This window comes from Burkholderiales bacterium (assembly GCA_023511995.1).
In the GTDB taxonomy this organism is placed as follows: domain Bacteria; phylum Pseudomonadota; class Gammaproteobacteria; order Burkholderiales; family Thiobacteraceae; genus Thiobacter.
On the sequence record JAIMAL010000020.1, the window covers coordinates 15,064 to 34,349 of the forward strand.

Here is a 19,286-nt window from a genome sequence, read left to right on the forward strand (position 1 = left end):
CCTATGCTGACCATCGAAATCGACGGCAGGAAGATTGAAGTTCCGGAAGGCTCCACGGTGATGGATGCCGCGGACCTGCTCGGCATCTATGTGCCGCGGTTCTGCTATCACCGCAAGCTGTCGGTGGCCGCCAACTGCCGCATGTGCCTCGTCGAGGTGGAAAAGGCGCCCAAGCCACTGCCCGCCTGTGCCACGCCCGTCACCGACGGCATGAAGGTGTACACCCGCTCGGAGAAGGCGATTGCGGCGCAGAAAGGGGTGATGGAGTTCCTGCTCATCAACCATCCCCTGGACTGTCCCATCTGCGATCAGGGCGGCGAGTGTCAACTGCAGGATCTGGCCGTGGGCTTTGGCAGCGGCGCCTCCCGCTACCGTGAGGAAAAACGGGTGGTGGTGAACAAGAATCTGGGACCCCTCATCGCCACCGACATGACCCGCTGCATCCACTGCACCCGCTGTGTGCGTTTCGGCCAGGAGATCGCCGGCCAGATGGAGCTGGGGCAGGCCTTCCGCGGCGAGCATTCGGAGATCATGCCCTTCGTCTCGCAGACGGTGGACTCGGAACTGTCGGGCAACATGATCGACCTCTGCCCGGTCGGCGCACTCACCTCCAAGCCCTTCCGCTATACCGCCCGCCCCTGGGAGCTGAGTCGCCGGCCCGGGGTGAGCCCCCACGACGGGTTGGGGGCCAACCTCGTCATCCAGACCCGCAAGGACCGTGTCATGCGCGTGCTGCCGCGGGACAACGAGGCGGTCAACGAATGCTGGCTTGCCGACCGCGATCGCTTTTCTTACGAGGCCCTCAATTCCGAGGCGCGCCTGACCCGTCCCATGGTGAAGCAGAACGGGGAGTGGCTGGAAGTGGACTGGCAGGCGGCGTTGGAATACGTGGCCAATGGCCTGCGCGACATCGTCAGCCGCCATGGGCCCGCCGCCATCGGCGCGCTGGCCTCCCCCATGGCCACCCTGGAGGAGCTTTATCTCCTGCAGAAACTCCTGCGCGGGCTGGGCTCGGAGAACGTGGACCATCGGCTGCGCCACAGTGATTTCCGCGCCGATGGGCGCCGTCTGGGGGCGCCCTGGCTCGGCCAGCCCATTGCGGAAATCCCCGAGGCCGACGTGATTCTCCTTTGCGGAAGCAACATCCGCAAGGAACAGCCCCTGCTGGCCCATCGGGTGCGACAGGCAGTGAAGCGGGGCGGGCGTCTGCTGGTCATCAACCCCTTCGACGTGGACCTGCTGTGCCGGCTCGCTCACAAGCAGATCGTGCCTCCTCCGGATCTCATCGAACGTCTGGCCGGGCTCCTCAAGGCGACCGCGGCGGTGAAGGGCGAGGCGCTGCCCTCCCCCTATGGGGAGTGGCTGGCGGCTGTCGAAATCGACACAGTGACGCAGGCCATGGCCGAGGAACTGTGTGCCGCCCGCCGGCCGACCCTTTTGCTGGGCAATCTGGCCCAGCATCATCCCCGTGCCGCCGAACTGCACAGCCTGGCGTGGCAACTGGCACGCCTCACCGGGGCGCATCTCGGCTTCATGGCCGAGCAGGCCAACAGTGTCGGGGCCTGGATCGCCGGCGCGGTGCCGCGCGCCAATGGGCTCAACGCGGCGGCCATGCTGGCCTCGCCGCGCCGGGCTTATCTGTTGCTCGAGGTGGAGCCGGAACTGGACTGCCACGATCCCCAGACCGCGGTGGCCGCCATGAAGCAGGCGGACATGGTGGTGGCGTTCACCGCCTTCCGCGACACCGCCATCGAATACGCCGACGTGATGCTGCCGGTGGCACCCTTCGCTGAGACGGCGGGCACCTATGTCAACATGGAAGGGCGGGTGCAAAGCTTCGCCGCGGCGGTGAAGCCTCAGGGTGAAGCGCGGCCGGCATGGAAGGTGCTGCGCGTGCTGGGCAATCTCCTGGGCCTGCCGGGATTCGAGCAGGAGACCGCCGAGGCGGTGCGGCGTGAGCTTCTGGGAGACGGGACGGCGCTGCCCCTGCCCCTCGACAACGGGCTGCGCGAACCGGTGCTTGGGGCGCCTGCGGTAAGGGAAGGGGCGGTGTGGCGCATCGGCGAGGTGCCCATCTATCAGTTGGATGTGCTGACGCGGCGGGCCCCCGCCCTGCAGGCCACGCGCGATGGCCAGCCGCCGCGGGCGCGGCTGAATCCCCGCATGCTGGCGGCGATGGGATTGCGTGAAGGGGAGATGCTCCTCCTGCGTCAGGGGCAGGGCCAGGCGGTGTTGCCGGCGGTGGCCGATCCCGGCGTGCCGGAAGGCTGCGTGCATGTTGCTGCTGGCCATCCCCTTACGGCGGGGCTTGCCGGCATGTTCGAGGCCATCAGCGTGGAGCGGGCATGATGGAGGCGGCGGCGCTTTTCCAGAGCTGGTTCGGTCCCACCGTGGGCCCTTCACTCTTCATCTTCGCCAAGACTTTGCTTGGCATCGTTGCCATCGTCGTGCCGCTTTTGTTATGCGTGGCCTATCTCACCTACGCCGAGCGCAAGGTGATCGGCTACATGCAGATTCGACTCGGCCCCAACCGGGTGGGACCGAAGGGCTGGTTGCAGCCCATTGCCGATGCGTTGAAGCTGCTCTTCAAGGAAATCGTCATCCCAGCGGGTGCCGACCGCTTCCTCTTCCTGCTGGCGCCGGTGCTGGCCATCGGGCCGGCACTGGCGGCGTGGGCGGTGGTGCCCTTTTCGCCGGAACTGGTGCTTGCGGACATCGATGCGAGCCTGCTCTACGTCATGGCCATCACTTCCATGGGGGTGTATGGCGTCATCCTGGCGGGTTGGGCCTCCAACTCGAAATATGCCTTCCTCGGCGCCATGCGGTCCGCGGCGCAGATCGTCTCCTACGAAATTGCCATGGGGTTTGCCCTGGTGGGCGTGCTCATGGCGGCGCAAAGCCTCAACCTGGGGGACATCGTCAAGGCCCAGGAGGGCGGAATCCTCCACTGGTACTGGCTGCCCCTGGCGCCGCTCTTCCTCGTCTATCTCATCGCCGGTGTGGCGGAAACCAACCGCGCCCCCTTCGACGTGGCGGAAGGCGAATCGGAGATCGTCGCCGGCTTCCACGTCGAGTATTCGGGCATGGCTTTCGCCGTCTTCTTCCTTGCCGAATACGCGAACATGATCCTGGTCTCCACCCTCACCAGCATCATGTTCCTCGGTGGCTGGCTGTCGCCGCTGCCGGGCCTGGCCGATGGTTTCCACTGGCTCGTGCTCAAGGTGGCCTTCATCCTCTTCCTCTTTTTGTGGTTCCGTGCCACTTTCCCCCGCTACCGTTACGATCAGATCATGCGCCTGGGCTGGAAAGTGTTCATTCCTGTCACCCTGATCTGGATCGTCTTCATCGGGGCGATGATGCACACACCCTACGGTCATCTTTTCCACTGAGGAGCCGGGGATGATGGAGCGCATCAAGGACTTCGTGAAAAGCTTCCTCCTCCTGGAGCTGATCCGGGGCATGCTGCTTACCGGCCGTCATCTCTTTGCGCGCAAAATCACCGTGCAGTATCCGGACGAAAAAACGCCGTTGAGCCCCCGTTTCCGCGGCCTGCACGCCCTGCGCCGCTACCCCAACGGCGAGGAGCGCTGTATCGCCTGCAAGCTGTGTGAGGCGGTGTGTCCGGCGCTCGCCATCACCATCGAATCGGAGGAAAGGGAGGACGGCACGCGACGCACCACCCGCTACGACATCGACCTCACCAAGTGCATCTTCTGCGGCTTCTGTGAGGAATCGTGCCCGGTGGATTCCATCGTCGAGACGCGCATATTCGAATACCATGGGGAGAGCCGCGGTGATTTGTATCTGACCAAGCCGATGCTGCTTGCCATTGGCGACAAGTACGAGGCGATGATCGCCGCGGACCGGGCGGCGGATGCGAAATACCGCTGAAAGCGGCAAGGGAGAGAAAATGCTTCCGCCCTGCGAGGGCGGCCTTTCCGGCAATTGCAAGAAAACAACATGAATTTCGAAACCTTCGTCTTCTATTTCCTCGCGGCCATTTTGCTTTTTGCCGCCCTGCGCGTGATCACCGTGCGCAATCCGGTGCATGCCGCGCTCTTTTTGGTGCTCGCCTTCTTCACCGCCGCCGGGCTGTGGCTTACGCTGGAGGCGGAATTCCTCGCCATCACCCTGGTGCTCGTCTACGTGGGGGCGGTGATGGTGCTTTTCCTCTTCGTGGTGATGATGCTGGATATCAATCTGGCTCGGCTGCGGGAGGGGTTCTGGGATTACCTGCCCCTTGCCGCGACGGTGGTGGTGCTGCTCATCCTGGAGATGGCTCTGGTGCTGGGCGGCCGTTATTTCGGCGCTGACCGCTATCCCGCCCCCGCGCCCCATGGGCCAGACTACAGCAACACGCGCGCCCTTGGCCGCGTGCTCTACACCGACTATGTTTATCCCTTCGAGATCGCGGCGGTGATTCTGCTCGTGGCCATCGTGGCGGCGATCGCGCTCACGCTGCGCCGGCGCAAGACGACCAAGTATCAGGACCCGGCGCGCCAGGTGCGGGTGAAGCGCGCCGAGCGGGTGCGGCTGGTGTCCATGCCGGCGGAAAAACCGGAAACCGCGACCAAGGAGTGAGGCAAAGGATGGTGACACTCTCCCACTATCTGATTCTCGGCGCCATGTTGTTCGTCATCAGCGTGCTGGGCATCTTCTTAAACCGCAAGAACATGATCGTGCTGCTCATGGCCATCGAGCTCATGCTGCTGGCAGTGAATCTGAATTTCGTCGCCTTTGCCCATTATCTGGAAGACGTGGCGGGACAGGTGTTCGTCTTTTTCGTCCTCACCGTGGCGGCGGCGGAGTCGGCCATTGGCCTCGCGATTCTGGTGGTGCTGTTCCGCAATCTGCGCACCATCAATGTCGATGATCTGGACAGCCTGAAAGGGTAGGCGGATGGCATTGGACCGGGAGACCCTCTATCTCATCGTGCCCCTGGCGCCGCTGGCGGGGGCCCTCATCGCTGGCCTGTTCGGCTGGTACATCGGCCGGGTGTGGACCCATCGCATCGCCATTCTCGGCGTGGCCATCTCCTGCTTGGCCTCCTGGCTCGTTTTCCGCGACGTGCAGGCGGGGCACACCTTCAACGGCACGGTTTATACGTGGCTTGCCAGCGGTGGGGTGTCGTTCGAGATCGGCTTCCTCATCGACAAGCTGTCGGCCATGATGATGCTGGTGGTGACCTTCGTCTCCCTCATGGTGCACATCTACACCATCGGCTACATGAGCGATGACCCCGGTTACCAGCGTTTCTTCGCCTACATTTCCCTGTTCACCTTCTCCATGCTCATGCTGGTGATGGCGAACAACTTCCTCCAACTCTTCTTCGGCTGGGAGGCGGTGGGCCTGGTGTCGTATCTTCTGATCGGTTTCTGGTACACCCGCCCCAGTGCCATCTACGCGAATCTCAAGGCATTCCTGGTCAACAGGGTGGGGGATTTCGGTTTCCTTCTCGGCATCGCTTTGGTGCTCGTCCATGCCGGCAGCCTCGATTACGCCACGGTATTCGGCCAGGCCGAAACCCTTGGCTTGCGCACCATTGAGCTCATCCCGGGGCATGCCTGGTCCCTGGTGACCGTCATCTGCATCCTGCTTTTCATCGGCGCCATGGGTAAGTCCGCGCAGTTTCCCCTGCATGTGTGGCTGCCGGATTCCATGGAAGGCCCGACTCCGATTTCCGCCCTCATTCATGCGGCGACCATGGTGACGGCCGGCATCTTCATGGTGGCGCGCATGTCGCCGCTGTTCGAGCTGTCCGATACCGCGCTGTCGGTGGTGCTGGTGATCGGTGCCATCACCGCTTTCTTCATGGGCCTGCTGGGCATCGTGCAGAACGACATCAAGCGGGTGGTGGCCTATTCCACCTTGTCGCAACTGGGTTACATGACGGTGGCGCTGGGTGCCTCGAGTTACTCCGTCGCCATCTTCCACCTGATGACCCATGCGTTCTTCAAAGCCCTGCTTTTCCTTGCCGCGGGGTCGGTGATCATCGGCATGCACCATGACCAGGACATGCGCCACATGGGTGGGCTGCGGCGCTACATGCCCGTCACGTGGCTAACCGCCCTCATCGGGGCCTTGGCGCTGATCGGTACGCCCTTCTTCTCCGGCTTCTATTCCAAGGATTCCATCATCGAGGCGGTGCGCGCGGCCAACGTGCCGGGGGCGGGGTTTGCCTATTCTGCGGTGCTGGCGGGCGTGTTCGTCACCGCCTTCTATACCTTCCGCATGTACTTCCTGGTCTTTCATGGTCCGGAGCGCTTCCGCGGCCACCTGGGCCACGGCGAACACGGTGGCGGCGAGGCGGCGCCCCATGAATCGCCATGGGTGGTGTGGGTGCCGTTGGTGGTGCTGGCCATTCCCTCCGTCCTCATCGGGCATTTCACGGTGGGGGCGGTGATCGACGGTACCGCCTTTGGCGAGGCGATCCGCGTCCTACCGCAGCATCCGGCGCCGGCGGAACTGGCCGCCCATTTCCACGGTGCCACGGCCATGGCGCTCCATGCCTTCACCAGCCTTCCCTTCTGGCTGGCGGTGGCCGGGGTGGCCAGTGCCTGGTATCTCTACGTGTTGCGGCCTGAATTGCCGGAACGCCTGGTGGGCCTCTTTCCTCTCGCCTACCGCATTCTGGAAGAGAAATATGGTTTCGACCGCTTCAATGACTGGTTCTTCGCCGGGGGTGCCCGCCGGCTGGGCACCTGGCTGTGGCGGGTGATGGATGCCACGGTCATCGACGGCTGGCTGGTGAACGGCACGGCGCGGCTGATGGGGAGGCTGGCGGCAGCGGTCCGCCAGTTCCAGTCGGGCTACATCTATCACTACGCCTTCGCCATGCTCATCGGCGTGTTCGTGCTCATCACCTGGTTCGTGAAAATCCAATAGGCCTGGGAAAGGGAGGCTGCCTGCGCGGCGGCGCCCCGAAAAACAAACATGTGGGGGATGCCTTTGCTGAGTCTTGCCATCTGGGTGCCAATCGTCTTCGGCCTGCTGGTGCTCGCCACCGGTTCGGATCGCAATGCGGCGGTGGCGCGCGGGCTGGCCCTGATCGGTTCGGTTGCGGGGCTTGCGGTGACCATCCCGCTCTACACCCGCTTCGATACGGCCAGCGCCGCCATGCAGTTCGTCGAGCGCGCAGCCTGGATCGAAACCTTCCGCGTCGATTATCACCTGGGTGTGGATGGCATCTCGGTGCTCTTCATTCTGCTGACGGCCTTCACCACGGTGCTGGTGGTGCTGGCCGGCTGGCGCGTGATCGAGACGCGGGTGGCCCAGTACTACGCGGCCTTTCTCATCATGTCCGGGCTCATGATCGGTGTCTTCGCCGCCCTGGACGCGGTGCTGTTCTACGTCTTCTGGGAGGCGATGCTGATCCCCATGTTCCTGGTCATCGGCGTGTGGGGCGGGCCGCGGCGGGTGTATGCAGCGGTGAAGTTCTTCCTCTACACCCTGCTGGGCTCCCTCCTCATGCTGGTGGCCTTCATCTACCTCTACCAGAAGGCCGGCAGCTTCGATGTTCAGTCGTGGCACCGTCTGCCGCTGGGATTGCGGGAACAGGTGCTCATCTTCCTTGCCTTTTTTACTGCCTTTGCCGTGAAGGTCCCCATGTGGCCGGTGCACACCTGGTTGCCGGATGCCCATGTCGAGGCCCCCACCGGCGGCTCCGTGGTGCTGGCGGCCATCATGCTGAAGCTGGGCGCCTACGGCTTTTTGCGCTTTTCTCTGCCCATCGCGCCGGATGCCAGTCACGCCCTGGCCGGCTTCATGATCACCCTGTCCCTGGTCGCGGTGGTCTATATCGGCCTGGTGGCCCTGGTCCAGGGTGACATGAAAAAACTCATCGCCTATTCGTCCATCGCCCACATGGGCTTCGTCACCCTCGGCTTTTTCCTCTTCAACGCCCATGGCATCGAAGGGGCGCTGGTGCAGATGATTTCCCATGGCTTCGTGTCGGGGGCGCTGTTCCTTTGTGTGGGGGTGATGTACGACCGGCTGCATTCCCGCAACATCGCCGACTACGGCGGGGTGGTCAACAGCATGCCCGTGTTCTCGGCCTTGTTCGTGCTCTTTGCCATGGCCAATGCCGGCTTGCCCGCGACCAGCGGTTTTGTCGGTGAATTCCTGGTGATCATGGGCGCGATGAAGGTGAACTTCTGGTATGCGGCTGTCGCCGCCACCACCCTCGTCTTCGGCGCCGCCTATACCCTGTGGCTGGTGAAGCGGGTGGTATTCGGACCCATCGTCCATCCCCAGGTGGCGCAGATGCCGGATGTAAGCCCCCGCGAGTTTCTCGTGCTGGCGTTGGTTGCGCTGGCGGTGCTCGGCATGGGGATCTATCCGGCGCCATTCACCGCTGTGATGCATGCATCCGTGGAGCAACTGCTGGCACATGTGGCCGAAAGCAAATGCGGCGCGTTCTGTGCCTGGTAATGGGGCGATATGATGGCTGACTTCGTTTTCACCGATCTCCTTCCCGCCCTGCCGGAGGTGGTGCTGCTGTGCGCCGCCTGTGTGATCCTCATTCTTGACCTCTTCCTTGCCGACGATCTGCGCTGGGTCACCTACGGCCTGGCACTGGCGGCCCTCGGCGCCGCCGCCTGGACGACGCTCACGACCGCCGATCCCCTGCCTTTGGCGGCCTTTGGCAACATGTTCATCGATGACCGCCTTTCCGATCTCCTCAAGCTCATGCTCTACGGCGCGGTGGCGGCGGTGCTCATCTATTCCCGGGATTACCTGCGCCTGCGTAGCCTCTACCGCGGCGAATTCTACGTGCTGGTGCTGTTCGCCACGCTGGGGATGATGGTCATGATCTCCGCCAGCCATTTCCTGACCCTCTACCTGGGGCTGGAACTCCTCTCCCTCTGCCTTTACGCCCTGGTGGCGCTACAGCGGGATAGCCGGGTGGCCAGCGAAGCGGCGATGAAATACTTCGTCCTCGGCGCCTTGGCCTCCGGGCTTTTGCTCTACGGCCTGTCGCTCCTTTACGGGATCACGGGATCGCTGGAAATCGCCCGTGTGGCGGCGGCGGTGACCTATGGGGAACGGGGGCCGGTGCTGGTGTTTGGCCTCATCTTCGTGGTGGCGGGGCTTGCCTTCAAGCTGGGCGTGGTGCCCTTCCACATGTGGATTCCGGATGTCTACCAGGGCGCGCCGACGGCGGTCACCCTCTTCATCGGTTCGGCACCGAAGTTCGCCGCCTTCGCTTTCTTCGTCCGCCTCCTGGTGGAGGGGCTGGGCAGCCTGGCCACGGACTGGCAGCCCATGCTCGCCCTCATGGCCACCCTGTCCATTGCCCTGGGCAATTTGGCCGCCATCGCCCAGACCAACATCAAGCGGATGCTGGCCTACTCCACCATCACCCACATGGGATTCGTCCTGCTGGGCTTCCTTGCCGGGGGGGAGACGGGCCTCAGTGCGGCCTTCTTCTACGTGGTGGCCTACGTGCTGATGAGCCTGGGTGGCTTTGCCATGATTCTCCTCCTTTCGCGGGAAGGCTTCGAAGCGGAGGCGCTGGAGGATTTCAAGGGACTCAACCAGCGTAGCCCCTGGCATGCCTTCCTCATGCTGCTGCTCATGGTTTCCATGGCCGGTGTACCACCGACCCTGGGCTTTTACGCCAAGCTGTCGGTGCTTCAGGCCGCTCTCCAGGCAGGCTTCGTCGGCCTGGTGGTGTTCGCTGTGCTCATGTCGGTGGTGGGGGCGTTCTATTACCTGCGGGTGGTGAAGCTCATGTACTTCGACGCGCCCGTGGACAACACGCCCCTGCGCGCCAGCGCGGACATGCAGGTGCTTCTGTCCGCAAACGGGCTGGCGGTGCTGGCGCTGGGCCTGATGCCCCAGCCCCTGCTTGCCCTCTGCGCGGAGGCGATCCGGCAGCTCGGCTGAGCTGCGGCCGCCGTCCCGAAAAAAAAAGCCAGGGACGAAGCCCTGGCCGGGTTGACTTCGGCGGGATCAGGCCGCCTTGCTGTATTTTTCCTTGGCTTCGCGGGCAGCCTTCGCCGTTTCGGGATCGTAGGCCTTGCCCTGCCAGAGGAGCTGATAGGCGATTTCCTCGTTGCCGTTCTCGCACAGCTCTAGCACCCGTTTGAAGAGGGGCTGGAAAGTGTCGGAACGATGGGACCGCTCATGATCCTCCATGCTCTGCCAGAAGGTCACGATCAGCGCCTCCCGTCCCTTGAGGGGATGCTCCACCGCCTGGCCGATGGTGGAACCCTCATTGGACACCATCCCGGTGTTGATCATGACGAAGCCACCGATGAAGCCGGTGTCGGAGTGATAGGTTTTCACGTTCTCGCACAGCTCCGCCACCCGTTCTTCCAGGTCTTCCACGGTGTAGCCGGGGCGGAGGATGACACGGTTGACGGTGACCACGCCGTCGGTCGTCAGTCCAGGAATCAGGCTCATGGTGTTGCTCCTTAAGTAAAGTAACAAATACTAATAGACGCGCTGCAAAAAACGGCCGGAACCGGCACGGAAAACCCGACAAATTTACTCGGGTGTTCGTAAGATAGCAGCGGACTGGGAAAGTTTCAAGATGGCCAGAAAAATTCTTTATGAAGCGCCCCTGCGGCGGGAGGAGGTCTGGAGCGGGCGTCTGCTGCGGGTCCATCGGGACGAGGTGCGGCTGCCGGACGGCCGGACTTCCGTACGGGAGTACATCCGGCACCCGGGGGCGGTGGTGGTGCTTCCGCTCCTTGCGGGTGACCGGCTGCTTTTGGAGCGGCAGTTCCGCTATCCCCTGGGGCGGGACTTCATCGAGCTGCCGGCGGGCAAGATCGACCCCGGCGAGGCACCCCTGGCCTGCGCCATGCGGGAGCTCAGGGAGGAGACCGGCTACACCGCCCGCCAGTGGACCTATGTCACCACGGTCTATCCCTGCATCGGCTATGCCGATGAGCGGCTGGTGTACTATCTGGCGCAGGAATTGTCCTACGAGGGCCACCGGCGGGATGAGGATGAGTTCCTGGAGGTCTTCACCGTGGATGTCGCTGAGGCGCTGGATTGGGTGCGCACCGGCCGCATCTGCGAAGCGAAAACGGTGGCGGGCCTCTTCTGGCTGGAGAAACTCCTGAGCGGTCACTGGTCACCCCAAGCGGAGCCCGCTGGCGCCGGGGGGCCAGCGGCAGCGGAAGGGCCGGTCCCGGCGGGGGACCCCCCGACCCCGTGATCGCTTGGTGCCTGATGGGAGCGGGCAGATGAAGTTTTCCGACCTCGCGCCAGGGGCGCGCTTTGAGTTCGAGGGACAGGTCTATGTCAAGGAAGGCCCCGTGCTGGCCCGGGAGGAAGCGACCGGCCGGCTGCGCCTGATCCCCCGCTATGCCCGTCTGCGGCCGGTGCGGGAGGGGGGTGGGGCCGACCACGCCGCGCCTGGGGACGAGGCGCGGGCGTTGCTGGACGCTTTTTACCGGGAAGCGCTGGCAGCCCTCGATGACCCACCCGAGGCGGGCCGCCGCCGCCTTGAGGAAGCCTGGCGCCGCCTGTGCGCGACCCTTTCCCTCAGAAGCTGAACCCCTCCCGGCCGCATTTGCGCCCCGCGAGCCTCGCCGCTTCGCGGAGGGTGGTCGCCACGTCCGCGCCCGTCAGAAGGCCGTGGATCACGCCGGCGTTGAAGGTGTCGCCGGCACCCACGGTGTCCACCACCACCGGTGGGGGAAAGGCGGGGGTGTGGTGTATTCGGCTTCCCTCCAGGGCCCAGGCGCCGGCCTCGCCCCAGCCCAGGAAGATGAGGGGGCGCGGCGCGCGCGAGCGCAGCGCGGTGAGGAAGGTTTCCGGGTCTAGATGGTCCCAGGCGCGGGCAAGGGCGCGGCCGGTGAGGAGGACGTCGGGAAAATCGAGCAGCATCTCCACACCGGGGCGGGGTTTCTCCACTTCCAGGGAAAGACGGGCACCCGCTTCCCGGACACGGGCCATCATGGGCGGGAGTTCCGGGACGTTGCGGCCTTCGAAGTGGACCCAATCGAAGCCGGCAAGGTCGATGGCGGCGAAGTCGCGGGCGGAAAACTCCGGCAGGTCGCGGTAATGAACGATGGTGCGGCTGCCGGAAGGGGCAAGGAGGATGGAGGAGGTGGGTGGCCGGCCCGGGCGTCGGATAGAGCAGGACCAATCCACCCCTTGGCGCGCCAGATCGTCAACGATGAGGGCGCTTTCGCCGCCTTCTGCCAGCACCCCGGCGAAGCTTGCCTTGTGTCCGAGGGCGGCGAGCACCACGGCCGTGTTGGCGGCGTTGCCTCCCCGGGCGATGCGCAGGCTCTTGGCGCGCATTTCCTCGTCTTCCTGGGGATAGTGGTCGACGCGGAAGATGAGGTCGAGGGTGGCGATGCCTACGCAGAGAATGCGGGCCATGTCAGTGGGCAAGGTATGTGGCGAGCCAGTCCGCAGCCTCGGCGACCCCGGAAGGTACCACGGGTTCGGGCCGCGGGGCTTCCAGCAGCTCAAGCAGGGGCTCGGCGAAGGCCCCCTCTTCGAAAGCGGCACGGGGCAGGGCGCGGCCGAGGCTCACTTGGGTGAGCCATTGGGAAAGCGCCGCTTCCTCCGGCCAGTCAGGCCGGGAGACGTAGAGCACCGGCGTGCCGCTGGCGGCTGCCTCGACAAAGGTGCCATAGCCCGACTTGGTCAGCACCACATCCACGGAAGCAATGAGGTCACTCAGGGGAAAGCCGGTTTCCTCGATGGAGGTGACGTCGTTCCGGACAAGGCCCGCGGCGCGGGGCAGAAGCCAATGGACGCCGGCAAGGCGCGGCCAGCGGGTGGGGAGGCGCAGGCCGATGCCACCCATGGCCACCAGCACCAGCCGGCCGGCGGGCAGGGCGGCGCGTTGGGTTCTCCCGGCTTCGGCCACCGGGCCGACGTCAATGACCCGCCGCAGGTCCGTCATCGCCATGCCTGGGGTCAGGCGCAGGAAGGCATCAGCACTCCCGTAGGCGGCGAGCATCTGGTCGTGAATGGGCCTGAAGGCAGGCTCGTCCCAGAAATAGGCGGCGCAGATGGCGGCCCAGTGGAGGGAGCCCAGGCCAATGGCGGGGATGCCGGCGCGGTGAGCGGCGGCAAGGGCGAGATAGGAAACGTTGCTCAGCACCCCATCGGGGGCAAGCTCGGTCAGCCGCCTGGCTTCGCGCTCGACAAGGGCTTCCCAGTTTTTATGCCACTCCTGATAGGCGGCGAGGGTGGCGGGCAGGTCCACGTCCAGGGCGCTTTTCATGATGAGACCGAAATCGCTGGCGGTGGCGATATGGGTGAACTCCCCCCGCACGCGGCGGCTGAGGCGATCCCGGGGCAGGGCGCAGCGGAGGGTGAGGCGAAGTTGCGGCAGGCGTTCCCGCAGGGCGTTCAATATCGGCGCGGTCTGCGCCAGGTGGCCGAAGCCATGGCCGGAAATGTCCACGTAAAGGTGCATCAGCGGCGCCAGGCGGGGAAGACCTTGCGAAATTTCTCCACCTTCGGCGCCACCACGAACTGGCAATAGGGCTGAGCCGGATGGTTGCGGAAATAGCCCTGGTGATAGTCTTCCGCGGGCCAGAAGCGGGTGGCGGGCACAAGCTCGGTGACGATGGGGGCCGTGTAAACCCCGGCGCGGGTGAGTTCGGCCATCACCTCCATGGCGATGCGCCTTTGTTCTTCGTCGTGGTAGAGGATGATGGAACGGTACTGGGGACCACGATCGTTGCCCTGGCGGTTGGGGGTGGTGGGATCGTGGATGGTGAAGAAGATTTCCAACAGGGTGCGGAAGCTCACTACCCCCGGATCGAAATGGATCTCTACCACTTCCGCGTGGCCCGTGGTGCCTGTGCACACCTGCTCATAGGTGGGGGCGTCGACGGTGCCGCCGGCATAGCCGGAAACCACACGTAAAACGCCCCGCACCTCCTCGAAGACCGCTTCCAGACACCAGAAACAGCCGCCACCCAGGGTGGCAAGGGCGGTCGCAGCGGCGGGGGAGTCAGGCATCAATCCGGCTTCCTTGGTGGCAACGGGAAAAAAACGCTTTCTTCTCCTGCCCGGGGCACATTGGCAGGGCAGGGCAAAGCCCGATACCATTGTAGCCCGGCTATCCTTTCGCGCCCATGGCCCCTTCCGGCAACTTCCCCTTTGCTTATTTCCAGACGCGTGGCTTCGTGCCCGGCGGCATCATCACCAATGCCAGGGACGAAAGCCTGGCCCTGGAGGCGCTGCCCCCCTTCCTGCGCACCCTGCTGGTGACGGATGGCACGGTGACCAAGCATCTCGAGGCCTATTTCTGGGAGGAGGTGGCCGTGGAAAACCTGGGTCAGGGGATGGTTCGGCTTGCCACCCCTTCCCCCTGGCTGGGGGCGGCTGCGGGTGAGTCGGTGCTCAAGCGCCGGGTGCGCCTCAAGGGCACGGCATCGGGCAGGGTGTACGGGGAGGCGGAATCCCTGATCCGTCTCGATCGTCTGCCGGAAAGGTTGCGCGAGGAGCTCACCGACGGTCGCATCGGCATCGGCGAGCTACTGCGGGAGCGGGGTCTGGAGACCTACCGTGAAATCCTCGATCTCGGCCGCGCGGGCGAGGATGGGGTGTATCGCACCTACCGCATCCTCATCCAGCAGGCGCCGGCGATGCTCATCACGGAGACCTTCCCGTGCGCCGCCTATCGCTGATGCTTTGTCTTTTCTGGCCACTCGCGGCCATGGGCTTCGAGATCGACGCTTTCCGCAGCGGCATGACGCGGGAGCAGGTGAAGGCGGCGCTCAAAAGCTACGACTTCGAACGGGTGAGGGATTTCTCTGCTACCACGCTGATCGCTTACGACACGCCGGAGCGCGCAAGCCACCGCCAGTTCCTCTTCGATTTCTGCAATGACCGGCTGGTGGGGCTGGCGCAGGAGGTGGCGCCCAGCTTGCGCAACTTGGTGATCATCGTCAACAACTACAACGAACGTTACGGTCAGCCGATGCGGGTGACGGCGGCCACCAACGTCACCAGCATCGGCGAGCGCAATGAGCTTGCCTTCCACTGGCGCAATGGGCCGGATGTCATCGGCGTGCGCTATGTGACCACGGCCCCGGTGGAAACCCTCATGCTTCTCTACGAATCCCCCAACAACTGCTGGCAGATTCCCCGTTAGCCATGGCCTCTCGTGGCACCCTGCCCGCCAGTGCTTTTCCGCGGGGCCATGGGATTCACCCTGCGGCCGCCTCGCCCTGGCTGGGGTTTTGCTGCGCGGTGGTATTTCTGCTTTTTGCCGTGCTTGCGCCTTCAAGCCGCGCGGCGGACCAGGCGCTTGCCACCGCCCATCCCCTGGCCACGGAGACGGGACGGGCGATCCTGGAAAAAGGTGGCAATGCTTTCGATGCGGCGGTGGCGGTGGCCGCCGCGCTGGCGGTGGTGGAGCCCTACAGCTCGGGTCTCGGGGGTGGTGGCTTCTTTCTTTTGCACCGGGCGCGGGATGGCCGCCAGATCTTCGTCGATGCGCGGGAGACCGCGCCGGCGCGGGCCACCCTGCGCCAGTTCGCCGGGGCGAGCGAAACCCTGCCCCGCCCCACCACCGAGGGCGCGCGGGCGGCGGCGATTCCCGGCCTGCCGGCGGCGCTGGCGCATCTGGCGCGCCGCTATGGGCGACTCCCCCTCGAAGTGAGTCTGGCGCCGGCCATTGCCCTGGCCGAGCAGGGCTTTCCCGTGGATGAACGTTACCGCACCATGGCCAAGGTGCGCTTTGCCTGTCTCCACGGCCAGGCCGAGGCGGCGGGCCAGTTCCTCGACGACGGGGCGGTGCCAGAGGCGGGCGCGCGGCTTACCCAGCCCCGGCTGGCGCAGACCCTGCGTGCGCTTGCCCGCCACGGGGAGCGGGGGTTCTACGCCGGCCCGGTGGCGCGGGAAATGGTGGCAGCGGTGCGACGGGCCGGCGGCCTGTGGACGCTTGCGGATCTCGCCCGTTACCGGGTCAGGGAAAGACGGCCCCTGGTTTTCCACTACCGGGGCATGCGCATCGTCAGTGCCCCGCCCCCTTCCGCCGGGGGCCTGGCCCTGGCCCAGAGCCTTGCCATGCTGGGTTTCTTTGATATGGAGCAGGCCGACGAGGTGCAGCGCATGCACTGGGTGGTGGAGGCACTGCGTCGCAGCTTCCAGGACCGAGCGCGTTACGTGGGCGATCCCGATTTCGTGCACGTGCCCGTCGGGCGGCTCATCAGTCCCCGTTATCTGGCCCGCCGCGCCGCCAGCATCGAGGCGGATCGCGCCACACCCAGTGACACTTTGGAAGCCACCCCGCTGCCGGAGGGGAGCGATACCACCCATTTCTCCATCGTCGATGGCGAAGGCAACCGCGTGGCCGCCACCCTCTCCATCAACACGCCTTTTGGCGCCTGTTTCGTCGCCGGACGCACTGGTGTCCTCCTCAACAGCGAGATGGATGATTTCTCCCTGGGGCAAGGTCGCGTCAATGTCTATGGTCTTGCCGACAGTGCCGTAAACCGGCTGGCACCCTTGCGGCGGCCGGTTTCCAGCATGTCTCCCACGTTCGTCGAGGATGGGCGCGGTGTCCTGGTCCTGGGCAGTCCCGGGGGCTCCCGCATCATCAGCACCGTGCTCCTCGCCGTGCTGGGCTATGCGGCGCAGCCAGCGGTGGACCTCGAGGCCCTGGTCAAAGCCCCCCGCTATCACCACCAGTGGTGGCCCGATCGCATCGAGGTGGAACCACAAGGTTTCAGTCAGTCGGTGCTGGAGGAGCTGCAGTTGCGCGGCCATGAAGTGCGCGCGACGGAACGGCCCTGGGGCAATCTGCAGCTCGTCTGGGTGGACCGCCTGACGGGACGGGCCCATGCCGCAGCCGATCCCCGGGGGCAGGGGAGCGGCATGGCCTGGTATTGAGGGGCGACAGGGGCGGCACTGCTCCTGTATCATTGACGTGAAAGAATCGAAGTCTTTCCTCGTGCCTTCTTTCGGAGGGGGAAGGAAACGATCATGGCCGGTGGCCGTGACCGTGCGGGTAAAACGTCTTTTCCATTTGCGCCATGAAGACCACTTTCCTCGATTTCGAACAGCCCATCGCCGAGCTGGAAAGCAAGATCGAAGAGCTGCGCTACGTGCAGGATGAATCGGCGCTGGATATCTCGGAAGAGATCGAGCGCCTGCAAAAAAAGAGCAAGGCGCTGACCAAGGACATCTATGCCAAGCTCACGCCCTGGCAGATTTCCCAGGTGGCCCGTCATCCCCAGCGACCCTATACGCTGGATTACATCAATGCGTTGTTCACCGATTTCGAGGAGCTGCATGGGGATCGCCACTTTGGCGATGATCCCGCCATCGTGGGGGGGCTGGCCCGCTTCAACGGCCAGCCGGTGATGGTGATCGGCCACCAGAAGGGCCGCGATACCAAGGAAAAGATTCACCGCAATTTCGGCATGCCGCGGCCCGAGGGTTACCGCAAGGCGCAAAGGCTGATGAAGCTGGCGGAGAAATTCGGTCTGCCGCTTCTCACCTTCATCGACACGCCCGGTGCCTATCCCGGCATCGACGCCGAGGAGCGCGGCCAGTCGGAAGCCATCGCCAGCAATCTCTATGTCATGGCTTCGCTGCGCACGCCCATCATCTGCACGGTCATCGGTGAAGGCGGCTCGGGTGGCGCCCTGGCCATCGGCATTGGTGATGTGATGCTCATGCTCCAATACAGCACCTATTCCGTGATCTCGCCCGAGGGGTGCGCTTCCATTCTGTGGAAGAGCGCGGACAAGGCGCCGGAGGCGGCGGAAACCCTGGGCATCACCGCCAGCCGGCTGAAAACGCTGGGCCTCATCGACCGTGTCGTCAATGAGCCCCTGGGCGGCGCCCATCGCGATCCGGAAGCGATGATGGCCACCCTGCGCAAGGTGCTCACCGAAACCCTGCGGGATCTGCAGGACCATTCCGTGGACGAACTGATCGAACGGCGTTTCCAGCGGCTCATGGGCTATGGCCGGTTCAAGGAAGCCGGCGGCCGCTAGCCTCGCCAAACACGTCCGCGAATGCCTCGCCGGCTACCTGACGCGGGGGCGGCGCCTGTGTCTGGCCCTCTCCGGCGGGGTCGATTCCGTCGTCCTCCTCGATCTCCTCGACCGACTGCGGGGTGAACTCGGTTTCACCCTGACGGCCATTCACGTCAACCATTGCTTGAGTCCCCATGCCGATGAATGGGCCCGCTTTTGCGCCGAGCTCACCGCGGCGCGGGGGGTGCCCCTGCGGGTGGAGACGGTGCGGGTGCGCAACCGCAAGGGCCGGGGCGTGGAGGCGCAGGCGCGGGAAGCCCGCTATCAGGCGCTTCTTGCTGTGCCCGCCGACTACGTGGTGCTCGCCCATCATCTGGACGACCAGGTGGAAACGGTGTTCCTCAACCTGTTGCGGGGCAGTGGCGTGCGCGGCCTCGCTGGCATGCCCATGGCGCGCGGGGGGGAGGGGCCGCGCCTGTTGCGGCCGCTCCTGGAGGTGCCCCGCGCCGTGATCCTGGATTATGCGCGGGCGCGGGGCCTGCAATGGGTGGAGGATGAAAGCAACCGCGACCCGGCCTTGACGCGCAATTTCCTGCGCCAGGAAATCCTGCCCCGCATCGAAGCGCGTTTCCCCGCCTATCGCCAGGCGGTGTTGCGGGCAAGCCGCCATCTGGCGGAGGCGGACAGCCTCCTCGACGAGCTCGGCTTTATGGATCTGCGCCCTCACCTCAAGGATGGCAGGCTGCGCGTGGCCGCCCTGGGCGACCTTGCCCTGTCGCGGGCGAAGAATCTTTTGCGCGTCTTTCTCAAGGCCCAGGGCGCGCCGCTGCCCGATGCGGTGCGCCTTGACGAGATGTTGCACCAGCTTCTCTCCGCCAGTCCCGATGCGCGGGTGGAAATCCTCTGGGGTGGCTTTGCCCTGCGCCGTTACCGGGGCGAAGCCTGGGTGGAACCGGCGCGCAGCCTCCCTGCTGCCGACTGGGTGCGTCCCTGGCGCGGCGAAAACCGGCTGGAGTTGCCTGAGCTCGACTGTGTACTGGAATTCGAACCCACGGTGGGCGAGGGCATTGCCCTTGCGGCGCTCGAGGGAAGACGGGTGGAGCTACGACTGCGCCAGGGTGGGGAGCGGTTGCGTCCCGACTGTCGCCGCCCCCGCCGCAGCGTGAAAAAACTCCTGCAGGAGGCGGGCCTGCCCCCCTGGTTGCGGGCACGGCTGCCCCTTTTGTGGGTGGAGGGGCTCTTGGTGGCGATCCCCAACCTGGGGGTGGAATGCGGCTGGCAGGCTAAAGCCGGCGAGCCGGGCTTGGCGCTTGCGCTGCGGCCTTTCTATACTGATCGGGACTGATCCACAGCAACCATCCATTG

At 65.0% G+C, this 19,286-nt stretch carries 19 protein-coding genes; 15 read left to right on the forward strand and 4 right to left on the reverse strand.

From position 1 onward, the window contains the following. The first annotated feature begins 3 nt into the window (after window positions 1–3). From nuoG to nuoN, 8 genes are all read left to right on the forward strand, one after another. The gene (gene nuoG, locus K6T56_10305) at window positions 4–2,349 is read left to right on the forward strand and encodes an NADH-quinone oxidoreductase subunit NuoG (GenBank protein ID MCL6556741.1); all 2,346 of its coding nucleotides are present in this window, start codon (window positions 4–6) and stop codon (window positions 2,347–2,349) included. Beyond that, window positions 2,349–3,389 (forward strand): NADH-quinone oxidoreductase subunit NuoH, encoded by a 1,041-nt coding sequence (gene nuoH, locus K6T56_10310; protein ID MCL6556742.1) that lies wholly within the window; start codon window positions 2,349–2,351, stop codon window positions 3,387–3,389. Before nuoG ends, nuoH begins: the two co-directional genes overlap by 1 nt. Before the next feature lie 13 nt (window positions 3,390–3,402). Continuing rightward, entirely contained in the window at window positions 3,403–3,891 is a 489-nt protein-coding gene (gene nuoI / locus K6T56_10315) for an NADH-quinone oxidoreductase subunit NuoI (GenBank protein ID MCL6556743.1), read from the forward strand. A gap of 69 nt (window positions 3,892–3,960) precedes the next feature. Continuing rightward, window positions 3,961–4,581: an NADH-quinone oxidoreductase subunit J gene (locus K6T56_10320; GenBank protein MCL6556744.1), complete on the forward strand. Its 621-nt coding sequence runs from the start codon at window positions 3,961–3,963 to the stop codon at window positions 4,579–4,581. 8 nt (window positions 4,582–4,589) lie between these two features. Continuing rightward, on the forward strand, window positions 4,590–4,895 hold the full coding sequence (nuoK, locus tag K6T56_10325; protein ID MCL6556745.1) for an NADH-quinone oxidoreductase subunit NuoK: 306 nt from the start codon (window positions 4,590–4,592) through the stop codon (window positions 4,893–4,895). A 4-nt stretch (window positions 4,896–4,899) separates the two neighbouring features. Next, a complete protein-coding gene (gene nuoL / locus K6T56_10330) occupies window positions 4,900–6,885 on the forward strand; it encodes an NADH-quinone oxidoreductase subunit L (GenBank protein MCL6556746.1) in 1,986 nt (661 codons plus the stop codon). A gap of 48 nt (window positions 6,886–6,933) precedes the next feature. After that, the gene (locus tag K6T56_10335) at window positions 6,934–8,430 is read left to right on the forward strand and encodes an NADH-quinone oxidoreductase subunit M (GenBank protein MCL6556747.1); all 1,497 of its coding nucleotides are present in this window, start codon (window positions 6,934–6,936) and stop codon (window positions 8,428–8,430) included. A gap of 12 nt (window positions 8,431–8,442) precedes the next feature. Next, window positions 8,443–9,888 carry an NADH-quinone oxidoreductase subunit NuoN gene (gene nuoN / locus K6T56_10340; GenBank protein ID MCL6556748.1) on the forward strand — a complete coding sequence of 482 codons (1,446 nt, stop codon included), beginning with the start codon at window positions 8,443–8,445 and terminating at the stop codon, window positions 9,886–9,888. A 66-nt stretch (window positions 9,889–9,954) separates the two neighbouring features. Here the strand turns inward: nuoN and K6T56_10345 are convergent, their stop codons facing one another. Then, window positions 9,955–10,407: a hypothetical protein gene (locus tag K6T56_10345; GenBank protein ID MCL6556749.1), complete on the reverse strand. Its 453-nt coding sequence runs from the start codon at window positions 10,405–10,407 to the stop codon at window positions 9,955–9,957. Between the two features lie 130 nt (window positions 10,408–10,537). Between K6T56_10345 and K6T56_10350 the strand changes: the two genes are divergently transcribed. Next, window positions 10,538–11,170 carry an NUDIX hydrolase gene (locus K6T56_10350; GenBank protein MCL6556750.1) on the forward strand — a complete coding sequence of 211 codons (633 nt, stop codon included), beginning with the start codon at window positions 10,538–10,540 and terminating at the stop codon, window positions 11,168–11,170. 28 nt (window positions 11,171–11,198) lie between these two features. Further along, the gene (locus tag K6T56_10355) at window positions 11,199–11,510 is read left to right on the forward strand and encodes a hypothetical protein (GenBank protein MCL6556751.1); all 312 of its coding nucleotides are present in this window, start codon (window positions 11,199–11,201) and stop codon (window positions 11,508–11,510) included. Here the strand turns inward: K6T56_10355 and K6T56_10360 are convergent. The 3 genes from K6T56_10360 to msrA are packed head-to-tail and all read right to left on the reverse strand — an operon-like array spanning window position 11,500 to window position 13,947. Further along, window positions 11,500–12,345: a hypothetical protein gene (locus tag K6T56_10360; protein ID MCL6556752.1), complete on the reverse strand. Its 846-nt coding sequence runs from the start codon at window positions 12,343–12,345 to the stop codon at window positions 11,500–11,502. The two genes, K6T56_10355 and K6T56_10360, sit on opposite strands and share 11 nt — an antisense overlap. 1 nt (window position 12,346) lies before the next feature. Continuing rightward, window positions 12,347–13,396 carry a hypothetical protein gene (locus K6T56_10365; GenBank protein MCL6556753.1) on the reverse strand — a complete coding sequence of 350 codons (1,050 nt, stop codon included), beginning with the start codon at window positions 13,394–13,396 and terminating at the stop codon, window positions 12,347–12,349. Continuing rightward, complete coding sequence (gene msrA, locus K6T56_10370; protein MCL6556754.1) at window positions 13,396–13,947, reverse strand: peptide-methionine (S)-S-oxide reductase MsrA; 552 nt, start codon at window positions 13,945–13,947, stop codon at window positions 13,396–13,398. Before msrA ends, K6T56_10365 begins: the two co-directional genes overlap by 1 nt. 116 nt (window positions 13,948–14,063) lie before the next feature. Here msrA and K6T56_10375 point away from each other — a divergent pair, with 116 nt between their 5' ends. The 5 genes from K6T56_10375 to tilS all read left to right on the forward strand — a co-directional run bounded on the left by K6T56_10375 (window position 14,064) and on the right by tilS (window position 19,266). Beyond that, a complete protein-coding gene (locus K6T56_10375) occupies window positions 14,064–14,618 on the forward strand; it encodes a chorismate pyruvate-lyase family protein (GenBank protein MCL6556755.1) in 555 nt (184 codons plus the stop codon). Next, window positions 14,600–15,085 (forward strand): hypothetical protein, encoded by a 486-nt coding sequence (locus K6T56_10380; protein ID MCL6556756.1) that lies wholly within the window; start codon window positions 14,600–14,602, stop codon window positions 15,083–15,085. The genes K6T56_10375 and K6T56_10380 overlap by 19 nt, the downstream gene beginning before the upstream one ends. A 2-nt stretch (window positions 15,086–15,087) precedes the next feature. Beyond that, window positions 15,088–16,827 (forward strand): gamma-glutamyltransferase, encoded by a 1,740-nt coding sequence (ggt, locus tag K6T56_10385; protein MCL6556757.1) that lies wholly within the window; start codon window positions 15,088–15,090, stop codon window positions 16,825–16,827. A 143-nt stretch (window positions 16,828–16,970) separates the two neighbouring features. Further along, entirely contained in the window at window positions 16,971–17,939 is a 969-nt protein-coding gene (locus K6T56_10390; GenBank protein MCL6556758.1) for an acetyl-CoA carboxylase carboxyltransferase subunit alpha, read from the forward strand. Beyond that, window positions 17,908–19,266: a tRNA lysidine(34) synthetase TilS gene (gene tilS / locus K6T56_10395; GenBank protein ID MCL6556759.1), complete on the forward strand. Its 1,359-nt coding sequence runs from the start codon at window positions 17,908–17,910 to the stop codon at window positions 19,264–19,266. The genes K6T56_10390 and tilS overlap by 32 nt, the downstream gene beginning before the upstream one ends. Window positions 19,267–19,286: the final 20 nt, after the last annotated feature.

Coding starts and splice junctions, on each gene's coding strand:
- nuoG (MCL6556741.1), top strand. CDS start 4: ATGCTGACCATCGAAATCGACGGCAGGAAGATTGAAGTTCCGGAAGGC.
- nuoH (MCL6556742.1), top strand. CDS start 2,349: ATGGAGGCGGCGGCGCTTTTCCAGAGCTGGTTCGGTCCCACCGTGGGC.
- nuoI (MCL6556743.1), top strand. CDS start 3,403: ATGGAGCGCATCAAGGACTTCGTGAAAAGCTTCCTCCTCCTGGAGCTG.
- K6T56_10320 (MCL6556744.1), top strand. CDS start 3,961: ATGAATTTCGAAACCTTCGTCTTCTATTTCCTCGCGGCCATTTTGCTT.
- nuoK (MCL6556745.1), top strand. CDS start 4,590: ATGGTGACACTCTCCCACTATCTGATTCTCGGCGCCATGTTGTTCGTC.
- nuoL (MCL6556746.1), top strand. CDS start 4,900: ATGGCATTGGACCGGGAGACCCTCTATCTCATCGTGCCCCTGGCGCCG.
- K6T56_10335 (MCL6556747.1), top strand. CDS start 6,934: ATGTGGGGGATGCCTTTGCTGAGTCTTGCCATCTGGGTGCCAATCGTC.
- nuoN (MCL6556748.1), top strand. CDS start 8,443: ATGGCTGACTTCGTTTTCACCGATCTCCTTCCCGCCCTGCCGGAGGTG.
- K6T56_10345 (MCL6556749.1), bottom strand. CDS start 10,407: ATGAGCCTGATTCCTGGACTGACGACCGACGGCGTGGTCACCGTCAAC.
- K6T56_10350 (MCL6556750.1), top strand. CDS start 10,538: ATGGCCAGAAAAATTCTTTATGAAGCGCCCCTGCGGCGGGAGGAGGTC.
- K6T56_10355 (MCL6556751.1), top strand. CDS start 11,199: ATGAAGTTTTCCGACCTCGCGCCAGGGGCGCGCTTTGAGTTCGAGGGA.
- K6T56_10360 (MCL6556752.1), bottom strand. CDS start 12,345: ATGGCCCGCATTCTCTGCGTAGGCATCGCCACCCTCGACCTCATCTTC.
- K6T56_10365 (MCL6556753.1), bottom strand. CDS start 13,396: ATGCACCTTTACGTGGACATTTCCGGCCATGGCTTCGGCCACCTGGCG.
- msrA (MCL6556754.1), bottom strand. CDS start 13,947: ATGCCTGACTCCCCCGCCGCTGCGACCGCCCTTGCCACCCTGGGTGGC.
- K6T56_10375 (MCL6556755.1), top strand. CDS start 14,064: ATGGCCCCTTCCGGCAACTTCCCCTTTGCTTATTTCCAGACGCGTGGC.
- ggt (MCL6556757.1), top strand. CDS start 15,088: ATGGCCTCTCGTGGCACCCTGCCCGCCAGTGCTTTTCCGCGGGGCCAT.
- K6T56_10390 (MCL6556758.1), top strand. CDS start 16,971: ATGAAGACCACTTTCCTCGATTTCGAACAGCCCATCGCCGAGCTGGAA.
- tilS (MCL6556759.1), top strand. CDS start 17,908: ATGGCCGGTTCAAGGAAGCCGGCGGCCGCTAGCCTCGCCAAACACGTC.